Annotated in this window: 8 protein-coding genes; 4 read left to right on the forward strand and 4 right to left on the reverse strand. The window is 59.3% G+C overall.

Annotation, left to right across the window (positions count from 1 at the left end; translation table 11 throughout):
- The 3 genes from O7A05_RS00530 to O7A05_RS00540 all read right to left on the reverse strand — a co-directional run.
- Positions 1–3,507 (reverse strand): DUF4347 domain-containing protein (locus O7A05_RS00530; protein WP_337091415.1); only part of this gene is annotated, 3,507 nt, incomplete at its 3' end.
- Between the two features lie 91 nt (positions 3,508–3,598).
- On the reverse strand, positions 3,599–3,913 hold the full coding sequence (locus tag O7A05_RS00535; RefSeq protein ID WP_337090999.1) for a hypothetical protein: 315 nt from the start codon (positions 3,911–3,913) through the stop codon (positions 3,599–3,601).
- Positions 3,914–4,873: 960 nt separating this feature from the next.
- Entirely contained in the window at positions 4,874–5,161 is a 288-nt protein-coding gene (locus tag O7A05_RS00540) for a hypothetical protein (protein WP_337091000.1), read from the reverse strand.
- A 30-nt stretch (positions 5,162–5,191) separates the two neighbouring features.
- Between O7A05_RS00540 and O7A05_RS00545 the strand changes: the two genes are divergently transcribed.
- Genes O7A05_RS00545 through O7A05_RS00555 form a run of 3 tightly spaced genes read left to right on the forward strand, consistent with a single transcriptional unit; the run spans position 5,192 to position 12,257 of the window.
- Entirely contained in the window at positions 5,192–8,692 is a 3,501-nt protein-coding gene (locus tag O7A05_RS00545; RefSeq protein WP_337091001.1) for a glycosyltransferase, read from the forward strand.
- Complete coding sequence (locus tag O7A05_RS00550) at positions 8,689–9,771, forward strand: tetratricopeptide repeat-containing glycosyltransferase (protein WP_337091002.1); 1,083 nt, start codon at positions 8,689–8,691, stop codon at positions 9,769–9,771. The genes O7A05_RS00545 and O7A05_RS00550 overlap by 4 nt, the downstream gene beginning before the upstream one ends.
- Positions 9,768–12,257 carry a glycosyltransferase gene (locus tag O7A05_RS00555; protein WP_337091003.1) on the forward strand — a complete coding sequence of 830 codons (2,490 nt, stop codon included), beginning with the start codon at positions 9,768–9,770 and terminating at the stop codon, positions 12,255–12,257. The genes O7A05_RS00550 and O7A05_RS00555 overlap by 4 nt, the downstream gene beginning before the upstream one ends.
- 149 nt (positions 12,258–12,406) lie before the next feature.
- On the opposite strand, the gene O7A05_RS00560 is transcribed toward O7A05_RS00555, so the two are convergent.
- Positions 12,407–13,501, reverse strand: coding sequence for an FkbM family methyltransferase (locus O7A05_RS00560; protein WP_337091004.1), 1,095 nt, complete (start codon positions 13,499–13,501; stop codon positions 12,407–12,409).
- A gap of 150 nt (positions 13,502–13,651) precedes the next feature.
- On the opposite strand from O7A05_RS00560, the gene O7A05_RS00565 reads away from it, so the two are divergent.
- Complete coding sequence (locus O7A05_RS00565) at positions 13,652–14,578, forward strand: hypothetical protein (protein ID WP_337091005.1); 927 nt, start codon at positions 13,652–13,654, stop codon at positions 14,576–14,578.
- Positions 14,579–15,084: the final 506 nt, after the last annotated feature.

Raw genomic sequence — 15,084 nt, forward strand, 5'->3', positions numbered from 1 at the left:
GGCACCGGTTGCTCCAGTGGCGCCGGTATCGCCCGTCGCACCTGTAGCTCCGGTTGCTCCCGTCGAGCCTGTGGCTCCGGTTGCTCCCGTCGAGCCGGTGGCTCCGGTAGCCCCGGTTGAGCCGGTGGCACCAGTTGCGCCAGTGGCGCCGGTATCGCCGGTCGCACCTGTGGATCCGGTAGCTCCGGTTGAGCCCGTGGCACCGGTTGCTCCAGTGGCGCCGGTATCGCCCGTCGCACCTGTAGCTCCGGTTGCTCCCGTCGAGCCTGTGGCTCCGGTTGCTCCCGTCGAGCCGGTGGCTCCGGTAGCCCCGGTTGAGCCGGTGACACCAGTTGCGCCAGTGGCGCCGGTATCGCCGGTCGCACCTGTGGATCCGGTAGCTCCGGTTGAGCCCGTGGCACCGGTTGCTCCAGTGGCGCCGGTATCGCCCGTCGCACCTGTGGCTCCGGTTGCTCCCGTCGAGCCGGTGGCACCAGTCGCTCCAGTTGCCCCGGTCGAGCCGGTGGCACCGGTTGCTCCAGTTGCGCCGGTATCGCCGGTCGCACCTGTGGCTCCCGTTGCTCCCGTCGAGCCCGTGGCACCAGTCGCTCCGGTCGCTCCGGTCGCTCCGGTCGAGCCAGTCGCACCCGTGGCTCCGGTTGCCCCCGTCGAGCCCGTGGCACCGGTCGCGCCGGTTGCTCCAGTTGAGCCGGTCGAGCCAGTGGCGCCGGTAGATCCAGTCGCTCCCGTCGCGCCGGTATCGCCCGTTGCACCTGTGGCTCCGGTTGCTCCCGTCGAGCCCGTGGCACCGGTCGAACCTGTGGCTCCGGTCGAGCCGGTTGCTCCAGTTGCGCCGGTATCGCCCGTCGCACCTGTGGCTCCCGTTGCCCCCGTGGCACCTGTCGCTCCAGTATCCCCCGTCGCGCCCGTGGATCCGGTCGCTCCGGTTGAGCCCGTGGCACCAGTTGCTCCAGTGGCGCCGGTATCGCCCGTCGCGCCGGTGGCGCCGGTTGCCCCGGTCGAGCCAGTCGCTCCAGTTGCGCCGGTATCACCCGTCGCACCTGTGGCTCCGGTTGCTCCCGTCGAGCCTGTGGCTCCGGTTGCCCCGGTTGCACCAGTCGAGCCCGTGGCACCAGTCGCTCCAGTGGCGCCGGTATCGCCCGTCGCACCTGTGGTTCCGGTTGCTCCCGTCGAACCGGTCGCACCCGTGGCTCCGGTTGCGCCCGTCGAGCCTGTGGCTCCGGTTGCACCAGTCGAGCCCGTGGCACCAGTCGCTCCAGTGGCGCCGGTATCGCCCGTCGCACCTGTGGCTCCGGTTGCTCCTGTCGAGCCAGTTGCACCGGTCGCTCCAGTGGCGCCGGTATCGCCCGTTGCACCAGTGGCCCCGGTAGCTCCGGTCGAACCTGTTGCACCAGTCGAGCCAGTTGCTCCGGTATCGCCCGTCGCACCTGTGGCTCCGGTTGCTCCGGTCGAGCCTGTTGCACCAGTCGAGCCAGTTGCTCCGGTATCGCCCGTCGCACCTGTGGCTCCGGTCGCCCCAGTGGCACCAGTTGCTCCAGTGGCGCCGGTATCGCCCGTTGCACCCGTGGATCCGGTAGCTCCGGTTGAGCCTGTTGCACCAGTCGAGCCAGTTGCGCCGGTCGAGCCGGTATCACCAGTCGAGCCCGTGGCACCGGTTGCGCCAGTTGCGCCGGTATCGCCCGTTGCACCTGTAGCCCCGGTTGCTCCCGTCGAGCCCGTGGCACCGGTCGAGCCGGTTGCTCCTGTCGCTCCCGTCGAGCCTGTTGCACCAGTCGAGCCAGTTGCGCCGGTCGAGCCGGTATCACCAGTCGAGCCCGTGGCACCGGTTGCGCCAGTTGCGCCGGTATCGCCCGTTGCACCTGTAGCCCCGGTCGCTCCCGTGGCACCGGTCGAGCCGGTTGCCCCGGTACCGCCCGTCGCACCTGTAGCTCCGGTTGCTCCCGTCGAACCCGTTGCTCCAGTAGAGCCAGTCGCTCCGGTATCGCCCGTTGCACCTGTAGCCCCGGTCGCTCCCGTCGAGCCTGTTGCACCAGTCGCTCCAGTGGCGCCAGTATCGCCCGTCGCACCCGTGGCTCCGGTTGAGCCTGTTGCACCAGTCGAGCCAGTTGCTCCGGTGTCGCCTGTCGCACCGGTGGCTCCAGTCGAGCCCGTGGCACCGGTCGAGCCGCTTGCTCCAGTGGCGCCGGTATCACCCGTTGCACCTGTGGCTCCGGTCGAGCCGGTGGCACCAGTCGCGCCAGTCGCTCCGGTATCGCCCGTGGCGCCTGTGGCTCCGGTTGCTCCCGTCGAACCCGCTGCTCCAGTCGAGCCCGTCGCGCCGGTCGCACCCGTGGCTCCGGCCGCCCCGGTCGAGCCCGTGCCACCTGTCGAGCCAGTCGCTCCGGTTGCGCCAGTATCACCCGTGGCGCCTGTCGCTCCGGTTGCGCCGGTCGCGCCTGTGGCTCCGCTTGCTCCCGTCGAACCTGTGGCGCCCGTAGAGCCAGTCGCCCCGGTCGCGCCCGAGGCACCTGTCGCGCCCGAGGCACCTGTCGGACCGGTGGCTCCGGTGGCGCCCGTAGCGCCTGTTGCACCCGTCGCGCCCGTAGCTCCTGTCGCCCCCGTTGGACCTGCCGGGCCTGTCGCACCTGGGGCACCGCTGGACGTGACGGTCAGAAGGCCCCCGGTAAAGTGGTTGCCATCATTTCCTGAGCCACCGGGGCTGTTGATAGCCGTCGTCGTAAAAGTATAGGTTGGAGGATTGGTGGCAGGAACAACAGGCGTAAGCGTGCCGTATAGATGAAATCCGGAATCGTAGATAAGGTACGTATGAGTGGCGTCTGGGACAGTTATCGTTATCGAGAAGTTTGGCGCTGCTGAATTCGCCGCTGACGGAAGATTGAAACTGCCAACGACTGTGTCGTCTGTGGTAACTGCGGTACTATTTGTATCAATAAGATAGTATGTATTGATATTTTTGCTGGACCCGGCATCTGTGGTGCCGTTGAGCGTCAGGTCGCCCGCAGCAAGGACCCCGGCATATTGCGCCAACCCGTTCGAGGTCAGCGGCGGCAAGGGAGTGGACGCGCTGGCGGACAGCTCCCAGGCGCCGCCCAAGGCGGCCGCGCCAACCGGCGCCCTGGACGCGCGAATATCCGCCCCGACTGCCGCTTCCAGCGCCGCAACGAAAGTCTGGCCCGAACTGCCCGCCGCCGTTCGACAGCTCCACAGTCGCAGCTCGCCCTCGGCAGCGAGCGCCCTGCCTATTGCTGTGAAATCCGCGACGGCATCTTTCAGCGTGGCGGTGGACCACTCTCCCGCGGTGAATTGGACCCGTCCCGGCGCGCCATGCGCCATGATATGAATCGCATCTAGTGCTTCCTGCCCCGCGAGCGCAGCGGCGATCTGCTGCGCCGCCGGGCGGCGGCCGTCGAGCACGACCGCCCGAACCTCAGGCCTAAGATTGCCGAGAACGGTGTCGAGATCGGAGATTGAGGGGTCCAGAAACAGAATTTCAGAGGCACGGGCCATGACTGGCTCCTGTTGGCTTTGAATTCAATGCAATGGAAAACAGCCCGTTGGCCGGGCTAGCGAGCACTCGCAAAAAGGGGCTTGGGAGCAGTCATCTTCCGGATGGACCGACGGCGCCGCCAGGATGCCCGACAACAGGAGTTTCCACACGGAGGAAGCTGGCGGCCTCAAAATTCCCGCCATCGCCAAACGTGCCAATTGCAAGCGATCGGGCGGTGCTTGGGACTTTCACGGTAAGCGCAACGGCCAAGCTTCGCTTGACGGCTTTAGGAAGGACAACTTGGCCAACGATCGCGTTCTTGGCCGTATCGAGAATGAAATAGGTTTCATTCTCGGTCATATCGCCGATGGGCAAGACGCCCCGAACGGTAACTTCCATCACCGCAAAGCCTGCCGTGTAGCTCATCACAATCCTCCTGATTCGCCGGCGGCTGCGCCGCCGCATTGCTGTTTCGTGCCTTGGTATTTCAGTCGGTGCCGCGGGCCCGCAATCGAACCAGGTGGCTCGGGCTCGCGGATCCTGAAAATCGGCCAATTCCCAGGAGTGATTTCACTCGTTGGAACATGTTAGCGAACGACCGACTGGCGGCTGTTCGCAAGTCGTTGAGAGCTGAGAGATTCGGATCAATTGGGGGTGCAGCGACACGGATTGCCGCATCGGAACAGCGTCGCTGGGCGGGGGGTATCACTCGAACCACCGTGGACTCCATCACGCGCATCGCAATCTTTCGACTACGACTAGTGAGGGAACCGACCCGCTTGCGAGGGAAACTTAATTGGAAGCAACCAAGGAATGACAACACCTGGTCAACCACGATGCTGCGCCCTCACGCACCAAGTGGCTGTACTCCCGGACCCAAGCTTCGCAAACATTCGCACCGGCGGTCTCCCGCACGGCCGCGATTACCCTCTCCTTAATTAGATATTAGTAAATTCGAAAATTATAAACTTGTAAATAGCTTCGTTAATAAATTACGAATTGCAGGAGAGCAGCAACAGCCATGCGGTCAACCTAGCAATGCAGCCCCAAGCCCAAACGTTGTGGGAAATCCGACGTTTAGATCGAGCCATTCCGTGCCACAAAAAAATGCAACAAGATCCAAACACGGCCCGCGGAACATCTGGTGCCGGTCAGCTCAATTGGCTCGACCGGAAGTTGCAGCGGACCTGTCCAGAGCGCGATGCCACCGCAGGATGTCTCAGAGGCCGCACGGAAGGAGCGAGAGTGGAGCGGATCGGGCAAAAACCGATCCAGCGCTTTTACGAAATCATGCAAACGACCGAAGCAGCAGCTCGGGCGTTTCGCAAGGATATGGATGGTTGCGCATCCGAATAAACCGCTGTCTCATATGACACCGCGAGATAATCACCAAAGCCTCTGCTCACAATGTTCCGTGGAGTCCAGAGTCAGCGAATGAGTACCGCAAAACGTCTCTGCCTGAATATGATCGTCAAGAACGAGATGGCCAATCTTGAGCGCTGTCTCGGCGCGGTTGCCGATCACATTGACTGCTGGGTAATTGGCGACACGGGCTCGGCCGATGGAACGCAGGATTTCATCCGCTCTTTCTTTGCCGCCCGCAACATACCCGGCGAGTTGCATGAATTCCCGTTCCACAATTTCGAGCAGGCGCGCAACGCGGCCCTCGAGCATGCTTACGCCTCGAGCCTCGGCTACGACTACTTGCTTTTCGACGACGCCGACATGGAGCTCGTCGTTGAGGATCACCGGTTTCGAGAACAGCTCGATGCGCCGGGCTATCGGCTCCTCCAAAAGTCGGAGTCCGGCCTCGCCTACTGGAACACGCGTCTGGTGAGGCGCACATCGGGCGCGCGCTATCACGGTGTGACCCATGAATACATAGACGTGCCTGATGGCGTGCACGAACTGCGGGGTATCTGGTACAAGGACCATGCCACAGGTTCGAACCGCGTTGACAAGTTCGAGCGTGACATAAAGCTCCTATTGGGAGCTCTGGACAAGGATCCGGAAAACCATCGCTACTGGTTCTACCTGGCGCAATCCTACCGTGATGCCGGGCGGACGGCGGAGGCGGCAGTGGCGTATGCCAAACGCGCCGCAATGGGCGGCTGGGACGAGGAGGCATGGAACGCCCGTCTCCAGGAGGCTCGGTGCCTAAAGAAGATGGGCGACGATGCCGGTTTCATCCAACAAGCCCTCGCCGCGTTCAACGCGCGCCCGCAGCGCGCCGAGCCGCTCTATGACCTTGCCCACCATTATCGCGAGAAGGGCATGAACGACGCGAGCGTGCTGTTTTCGGAAGCCGGGCTGGCAATCAAGCGACCCGAGCAGGACATCCTGTTCCTTGAGGACTTTGTCTACACCGCAGGACTGTGGGAGGAGTATTCGATTGCCGCGAACTACGCCCGCGATCCGGCGCGCAAGGATCGCGGTTTCGCGGCTTGCAACTGGCTTGCACTTAATCGGGAAATTGGCGACGGGCCGAGAGATCTGGCGCGATCCAATCTTTATTTTTACATGCGGCCGGCGAATGAGATCATGCCATCCTTCAAGGCGCGACGGATCGGTTTTGCCCCGCCGGTGGGTTATGTGGCAACCAACCCTTCGGTAGCGCGCCTCGGCGACGGAATTGCACTGCTGCAGCCGACCGTCAACTACAGGCTGACCGATGGCGGCCAATACGCAACGCCCGCGGACGCGCCGATCACCACGCGCAATTTCCTCCTGCGTCTCGACAGCGATCTCGTCACGAAGGGCGCGAGCGAAGTGCTGCCGCCGGCCGATCTGCCGTCGCCCGCCTACGATCGGGTGCTCGGTTTTGCGGACATGCGGCTGTTCGCCTGGCGCGACAAGCTTTGGGGAATTGCGTGCGTGCAGCAGCTCGCGCCGGATGGATGGTGCGAGCAGATCCTGGCGAGAATCGAAGACACTGGGCTTGGACCGCACATCCTCACCGATTGGCGCGTCATTCACCCGGCCGGCCAACGGCAGCACGAGAAGAACTGGATGCCGCTGGTCGAGTCCATTTCTGACGGCAGCGACCAGCTCCGGTTTGTCTCTCTGTGCGACCCCACGAAGATATTGGACGAGAACGGGCGTACGGTTTCGGGGCAGGAGCCGATGATCGCCGCGCCGCAGTTCAGCGGCAGCTCGCAGGCGATCGTATTCGACGGCGGCTGGCTGGCGCTGATACACGAGGCACGTCCCAGGCCAAACGAGGGCCAGCGTTATCACCAGCACCGCTTCGTCTGGTTCGACGATGCCCACCGGCTGGCCAAAGTTTCGCGGCCCTTCTACTTCCATGCCAAGGGCCCGGAGTTCGCTGCCGGGCTCGCCTGGCATCCAGACGCCAAGCGACTCATGATCTCCTACGGCGCAGGCGACAGCGAGTCTTGGATTGCGACCGTGCAGGCCGACCAGGTCGCCGCATTCCTCGACGACGTTGCGGAGCTGGCTTCGGGCGTGAACGTTGCCGGTGCTGGCGTCAAGCCGACGCCATCTCTCACCTCGCCTGGCGCAGGAAATTCCGACCGGATCGGATTTGGCGGCAGCGGCGAAGCCCCGAACGGCGCCGACGCACCAGCCGAGCCGACGTCTTTCGCCTTCCGTTCGGGCGGGACAACAGAGGAATTCTTTCGCAACTTCGCGCCATTCCTGGAAGCGGTCGACTCGCCGGCGGAACGGCAAAGGCAATCGCGGGATTTCGATCGGCGCATCCTGCCGTTCGTCAGCGACGGCACAGCGCTGCCGCAGATCCACTGTTTCTACGAGGTGCTTTCCGACAAGGTCGAGCATGGCACTCTGATCGCCGCCACCACCTCGATGAGGGCGGCCGGCCATCCGGTGCGAGTGTGGAGTTATTCTCCGAAGAGGTTGGAGTTCCTGCTGCCGCATGGCATTGAGGTCAGCGCCGCCGACGACGTCATGCCTCGGACGACGTTCGAGCGCATCGTCTCCAGTTCCGAGATCAGGTACTTCAGCGATATCTTTCGCTACGCCGTGCTCTACGAGCATGGCGGACTATGGATGGATTCCGACGTCGTCATGCTGCGGCCGTTTCCCTTCAGTGGCGATTATTTCTTCAATCTGCAATGGCGTGGATCGCACAAGGGTCATTTTGTTTGTGGCAACGTTATCTACGCCAAGCCCTACAGCCGACACCTCAGGGCGCTTTATGAAATGTCTATCGAGCGCTTCCACGCGGCAGCGGGCAAGGAATTCGGTGACATCGGACCAAAGCTGCTGTCCGACTACATCGCCTCGGATGCCGGCTCCGAGTTGCACGGGCAGGTCTTCAGCCCGATGTTCTTCAACTCGATCGACTGGACAGAGACGGACAGGTTTGAAAAGCCGATCGCGGAACTGGCAGACTATTTGAACGACGATCGCGTTTTCGGCATCCACCTTTGGACGGCGCGCAACGAAGCCCGGACCAGCGGCGATGGGGCGCCTTTGATCTCGCAGCTAATCACACCGGCTGATGGTTTTCCGGCACTCACAAATCTCGCCGACCGCTTCAACACGGACAAAAACCGGCATATCGGCAACCGTCATGCATACGCCAGGATCTACGATCGCCTGCTGTCGAGTCGCCGGCTATCTTTGCGGAGGCTTATGGAGATCGGGCTGTGTCGCGTGATGTCGGAGGGCCAGACCGAGACGCCTTCCGTTGCGCTGTGGCAGAGCTATTTTCCTTTCTGCGAGGTGATCGGCGTTGACCTGACGGATTTTTCGCGGCTCAACAACGAGAGGTTCAAGTCCTTCGTTTGCGATCAGTCCAAGGCGGAGGATCTTCGTGGGGTGGCCGCGAAGCTCGCACCTGCCTCATTCGACGCAATAATCGACGACGGCACTCACGCATCCTTCGACGAACAACTGACACTGCGCGAGTTCTTTCCGCTGCTTCGAGATGGCGGCTGGTATTTCATCGAGGACCTCGACTGGCAGCCGCCTGGCGAAGACATCAACAAGATCACGCCGACCAAGACATTGTTGCGGGAAATCAAGGAATGCGGGACCGCGCGATCGGTTGATCCGCTCGGTGTCAGCGCGCTTGCCGGCCAATTTGCCGAAATTCTGTTCTTCGATAGCCACTATGAGCTCGACCGGGCACAATTGCTCGGCGGGCTCGTAGCCATCCGCAAGCGCGCAAGTCTGGATTTTCGACATAACAACTTCGCACAGGTGGAGAAGGCGTCGTGAAAGTCGCAATCTACACCATCGCGTTGAACGAAGCAGCCAACGCGGAACGCTGGGCCAATTCCGCCGCCGACGCGGACTATCGGATGGTTGCCGACACCGGTAGCACCGACGATACAGTGGAACGGCTGAGCGCTGCTGGGGTCACGGTGCACAAGATCGCAGTCCGCCCTTGGCGCTTCGACGATGCCCGCAATGCCGCCATGGCGCTGCTCCCCGATGACGTCGACGTTTGCTGTACAATGGACATGGATCGGTTTCTCGAAGCCGGCTGGCGACAGAAGCTCGAGGCTGCCTGGACCCCTGAGACCTCAGCCCTCTATTGCCAGACCATATACAGGTCCAGTGTCGACGACCCGACGCCGCTGCGAGGCTGGTCGACAAAGAATTTTCATCACCGATGGGGCTATCGCTTCAGGCGACCGGTCCACGAGGCACTCGTCTTCACCGGAGAGAGGGAGGTCACGGCGAATAGCAGTGACATTGTGATGTACGAGGTGCAGGATTTATCCAAGCCGACGCGCAGCAACTATCTGCCGCTGATGCAAGTGGCGCACAAGGAAGATCCCGAAGACGCGCAGATCTGCTTCTGGCTCGGGCGGGACTTGATGTGGGCCGGCCAACAAGAGCGGGCGGTCGAACTGCTTGAGCGCTACCTAGCCCTGCCGACAAGCAGATGGGACGAAGAACGATCCGAAGCCATGCGCTATATCGCCCGCATGCAACCGGAGCAAAGGTTGGCTTGGCTGGACAAAGCGCGGATGGAAGCGCCGCACCGGCGTGAGATCTGGCTTGACCTTGCCGAGGAGCTTCATGGCAAGGCCGACTGGCTCAACCTGTTCTGGGCCTGCAGCAACGGCATTGAGAGGACGCGCCGCACTGGAAGCTATCTGGATGACGCGAGTTGCTGGGGTTTTCGGCTCTACGATCTCGGGGCGATTGCATCGTGGCGCCTCAATGTCATGGACCGGGCAGAGGAGTGGGGACGAATGGCGCTGGAGCTCGATCCAGCCAATCAGCGGCTCAAGGACAACCTCGGCTTCTACCTCCGGCGGCGGGAAGAGATGCGTCTGCAAGAATGAACGAACCCTCGAAACCTTCACGCGCACGACTGTTCACTGCGTTCGGAACTGTGATCTACGTTGATCCCTCCACGAGCGAGTTAAGACATGGAGCGGTGGAATGCAGTCCGGCAAATACCTTTGTCGAGCAAGGCACGGAGTCGGGAGGCATCTATCGCCAGGTTCGGCTGATCTACGACACCAACAATTCGCATGAGCTGATCCATTGCTACCCGGACGTCTGTCTGTCGGCATCGCGGCTGCAAGGCCGAGATCACTCGGATACCCCCGCAACGTTCGATCTGATCCCGCTCGAACGAGGCTTGGTAAGCCTGAGATCCGGCGACCTATTTATGTCGGCCATACCCGACGGCCACATGAGACTCCGGGCCACTCTCTGCAGTACTTGGGAACTGTTTATTGCCTCCGAGAACTGGTGCTCCGATAACGCGGGTTCGGATCTCGCCAACATTTGGCGCCGCAGCCATGCTTCCTTCGACAAGAAGCGCATCGAGGATTACATTGTCCACCCGATAATCCGCATGAATTCGGCCCGGCAGCCACAAGCCAAGAAGATCCTGATATACGGCTATACCAAATGGTCCCATGGCCGGGTCTACTACGATCTATGCAGACATCTGCATGACCGGGGCTACATAGTCGATCTGCTCGACTGGCAGGTGGATCACGCCGAATATGCTCAGCGCGCCACCTCATACTACGATTTCGTTATGTCGGCGCTGGATGGCGTTTCTAGGCTAGTGGATGAATACGAAGTCCCGTTCGAAAAGATTATCGCCATTTCACATCACGAATTCGATATACGCATGCTGATCGAGCAGAAAGGTATCGATGTATTCGAAAGGTTTGCCAATTATGGCGTGGTCAGTCAGTCGGTATATTGCGCGTCAATCATGCGTGGGGTGCCTAGACTCCCTATGGTGGCAGCTCTTGGCATAAATTATGACGAATTCTATGCCGAGCCTCCCAGGCGCCTCACTACGGTCGGCTACGCCTCGTCCATGTCGGTCAAGACATTCGGCATCGAATGGAAGCGCGGGCATCTCGCCGAAGCAGCAGCGCGGGAGGCAGGTTTAGCATTCAAGGTAGCGGGCTCGACAGCTAATCAGATTTCATTTCACGACATGCCAGAATTCTACCGAAGCGTCGATGCCGTGTTGTCAACCTCGATCAATGAGTCTGGCCCCTTGTCTGTGCTCGAAGGTGCCGCCGCCGGAAGGCTCGTAATTGGAACTCCAGTTGGCCATTTTCCGCTGAGGGCCTATCAAGGCGGGGGGATCATCGCACCAATCGAACCGGAGAAATTCAAGGACTTCACCAGTTCCACGCTGCGCCACTACAAGGAAAATGCAGATGAGTTTGTGACCAAATGCACCGCAATTCAGGAAGCAGCCCGTAAATTTGATTGGGCATACACCATAGAGGACTGGATAAGCCTAATCGAGGCTGCAGCGCCTACAAATTCCACGGCGCAGCCGATAAAAATACATGCAGGGATCCGTTCAACCAATCCACGCAAAGGCATTATATGCGACATTAAATGGCTTGAGTCTTATTTGGCGAACGAGCATCACTATGAGATAAACTTACTATCGGAAATATACGGTTTCGACATCATTGATTCAAAGGCGATAGATTTTTCAGATGAAACGGCTTTAAACAACCTCAACTCTTATTCAATATTAATAGTGGCATATCAGGGTCGCGTCTCGATTCCTCTAAATAAGATATCCGCATATAAATTATTCAGAGTGGACGACCTTGTCAGTTACGACAAGGAATACGATGATTTAATAGGCCAACTTATCCCTCATGCAGATACGATAATTAGCCCCTATGCGTACGAATTCTCGAATCATTTCAAGCACGATTCCGTAGTATGGATTCCTTACTCGTCGGCGCTTGAAGGCTGCAAAGATCACGAGCGTGTGACTTATAATGAAGACCCAATCAGGAAGGTCCTTCTGACCGGGAGCGTCGCCTGGGATAGACCGTTGCGGCAATATGTTGCGGGATTGGACGACGCAAGGATCGCCACACTGGAGCACCCCGGTTACCACAAGCGCTACGACGACTATAGCCAAGATACAGTCAGAACAGCCTACTATGAGAAGCTTTCAGAGTTTCTTTGCTGTTTTTGCGATGGTCATACTTATAGGTACATTCATCTAAAAAATTTCGAGATAGCCTCTGTTGGATCACTGCTATTGACCGACCGACTGATCGAAAAGGAGATGAACGAATTGGGTTTCATTGACTACGAAACCTGCGTTTTCACCGCCAAAGACGACTTTCTGGAAAAAGTGGAATGGATACTCGATGAGCGGAACCGACCTGCAGTGGACAAAATCCGGAAGGCCGGAATGCAACTAGTGAGGGATCGGCATATGACCCGGCACCGCGCTCTGCAGATCAACGACTTGGTAACCTCGTGCCTGGCGGAGCGCGGCTTCGAGGGGACGTCAATCCCTCGATCAAATGCATAGGCTGCGTCGCCTTAAGGTGAGCGTTCCCGATCTGTTGCGCCACTCACTTGGACGTTGGCCGTGCAAGCTGACTAGTCGATCAGGTCGCGCCGGATTGCGAGCAAAAATGGCCCTCGCCCGCGACGCACACTGCCTGCCAAAACTTGGTCTCAGGCCAGCCTTTCTCGGGGCAATAGGAAATAGTTGTCATCCATCGGCAAGTGCTCGCGAATTATATAACCAACGGCTCCGCACCATGCGTCAAGATTTGACCGCATTTTTGGCCATACCTCAATAAGTATCTTTGGTCTCCACCTGGAAATTGTTCGCTTCAGCCCCTCCAAAACGTCGAATTCCGAACCCTCTACGTCAATCTTCATAAATCCAATTGGCTTTTCATGCAGAATTTCGTCACCAGGAATACACTTCACTCTTCCTTGGTCGTCCAGAAACAGTTGGGCGCCTCCGATATTGCCGCTTGAAGGATAAGCAACCCGCATCATGCCAATTCCCGATCCGAGCGCCAGACCGAGATAATCCAAGTTGACGTTCCTGCACTCGTTAAGCAACATATTCAATTTAAGTATTCGAATCGCTTCCGGATTGGGTTCAATGGCGATTATCTGAGAAGGATTACAGAATTTTGAAACAAACATGCAATGATTTCCGATGTTTGCGCCTATATCCAAAAAAGACATGCCGGGAACGATTTCTCGTCTGATTAAATTTAGGGCGTTTCGGTCGTAAAAATCGCCGCGCAATAAACACGATTGAATATAATCAAAACGGTTTGATATAAAAAAGTTCAGCAACTGGCCGTCGATTCGATAAGAAACCACCGTACCGGTTATTTCTGAAGCGTCATTCCTGCAGTGAAACGACTCCCAGGTCTTACATTCGGTTCTCGATAAGGTAATGCGTCCGTCTGGCTCCGCGCACAGGAAAAGGTCGCCTCTCTTAAGGCCAAATTCGTTTTCGGTGATCCTCGCGATCGCAAATTGGCTTTTCATAGCGTCGTCATGGTCGGATAGACTTTGTAAATCAACAACAACGGAGCGATCAGGTAAGAAAGCGATATCCTTCTGGACTGCGTCACCAAGTAGAACAAAACGTCCCCTCCCCTCCTCCTGTAGAAGAAGAGCGTTCTGCGGAGCGTATTCCAACTGGCCGTGCCGGAGTTGGCCCAGGCGGTTGTCGACGAAAACGATCGTGCCATGGCAGGTAAATACGTTGTATGAGGCATTTGGACTTGGCCCCAGGCCCATGAGGACGGTCTCCTTGTATTTTTGAAAGCTATCCGAATTAGCGGGTGCAAAGCAATTGATCTTCGGTTTTTGCCAAAAGCTTAGCGTATGCCGGTCGCGCTGGATTTTTATCTAACGACCGTTCCGACCAACGCGTAGAATGACGCGGTTATGAGACGGCGCGATTTCACTGTGATGGTGGCCGGTTTGGCTCTGGGCACAACCTTTGCCGCGCCTCTGCGTTTAATTGGTTTGAACGGGAGCCAAGCGACGATGCTGAAGCGCGCCTCTTTGACCCTTACTCGCACAACCCTCCTCACCGCTCCCATCGAGCTCGCCGGCGACTGGGGACACATGCTTCCGCGCGCCGCCGAGCAGGTCGTTGAGCGAATGCGTCACGCCTGCCTTGATGGTGTGCGTCTTCTTTCCGACCGCCAGCCGGCGCGGCTTCGCGTCGACGAGCACACTTCAGGACAGCCTGCCATCTGGCTTCATCCGGACGGCAGCAGCATGGCATGGATCATCGTCGACATCGGCGAACGCGACTGGTCGAAGCTGGCCTATCAGTTCGGGCATGAGCTAGGCCATGTATTTGCGAACAGTTGGCAGGCCGACGCCAAGCCGGCGCCCCCATGCCAATGGTTGGAGGAAGCGATCGTGGAGGCTTTCTCGCTGCGTGGCCTAGGGCATCTGGCGAAGGGCTGGAAACAAAACCCGCCCTTCGCCGGCGACAACGCCTTCGGCGATGCGATTGCCGAATACCGCCAGAACATCATCAAAAGCTATGAGGCGCTCGCCGACACGCAGGGCCTCACCCGCGACCCCGCAGCATGGTTTGCCGGTCACCGCAGCGAGGTCGAAATTCCGGGTCTTAATCCATTCGCACAAGCGATGTCCTTGACCATTCTAACGGAATACGAGCAGGTTCCAGGATCCATCGAGGCAATTGCCGCCCTCAATCGCTGGCCTGGTCGGAGCGGCATTCCGGTCGCCAAATATCTCGAGCGATGGAAAGACAGCTGTGCCGAGTTGCATGCCTCACCTCACTTGCCGGTCCGCTTAGGCGAGCTTTTGGGAATACCGCCTGGCACAAAGTGAGGAGCATGCCGGGATACTGAGAACAATCGTGGGTAGCGGATTTGGTGCGCCTCGGGCGTGGGCGACTGCTGGAAGCGCCGTGATGCTCGCCGCCGCGGTCTGTGGCTGCGGCAGCACGACATGCCGCGATGATGCCCGGCTTGTTTACCGCCGGCTCTGCCCTCTGGTGGCTGGCAAGCCAGGCAGCGCGTTGGGATGCAGATGCGCATCAAAGATGGCGAGCTTAAGCCCATATGTGAGGCGAGTTTGCGTCTTGCAGGCGTCGCAGATGAAGACCTTGGCGCTCTTGATCCACGATCCTTTTCGGACCACAGCAGTTTCACACCCGGGGCAATGGAAAGTTAGGTCAGTCTCGAACAGTTCGCGTGAAAGTGTCATCGTTTCGCCTCCGCCGCTGGAGGTGAAGCAAAATTCATGCCGCGCTTGGTGTTCGAGGCTGATACACGTCATCCGTTCACATGGCGGAAACGTCAGTGACTGCTGATAAAATTGCTTAGCCGGCGGTA

Source organism: Mesorhizobium argentiipisi (SeqCode), from assembly GCF_037179585.1.
Taxonomy (GTDB): Bacteria; Pseudomonadota; Alphaproteobacteria; order Rhizobiales; family Rhizobiaceae; genus Mesorhizobium; species Mesorhizobium argentiipisi.

Excerpts from the sequence above, each read along its gene's own strand:
- O7A05_RS00535 (WP_337090999.1), bottom strand. The coding sequence starts at position 3,913 with ATGAGCTACACGGCAGGCTTTGCGGTGATGGAAGTTACCGTTCGGGGC.
- O7A05_RS00540 (WP_337091000.1), bottom strand. The coding sequence starts at position 5,161 with ATGCTCGAGGGCCGCGTTGCGCGCCTGCTCGAAATTGTGGAACGGGAA.
- O7A05_RS00555 (WP_337091003.1), top strand. The coding sequence starts at position 9,768 with ATGAACGAACCCTCGAAACCTTCACGCGCACGACTGTTCACTGCGTTC.
- O7A05_RS00560 (WP_337091004.1), bottom strand. The coding sequence starts at position 13,501 with ATGGGCCTGGGGCCAAGTCCAAATGCCTCATACAACGTATTTACCTGC.
- O7A05_RS00565 (WP_337091005.1), top strand. The coding sequence starts at position 13,652 with ATGAGACGGCGCGATTTCACTGTGATGGTGGCCGGTTTGGCTCTGGGC.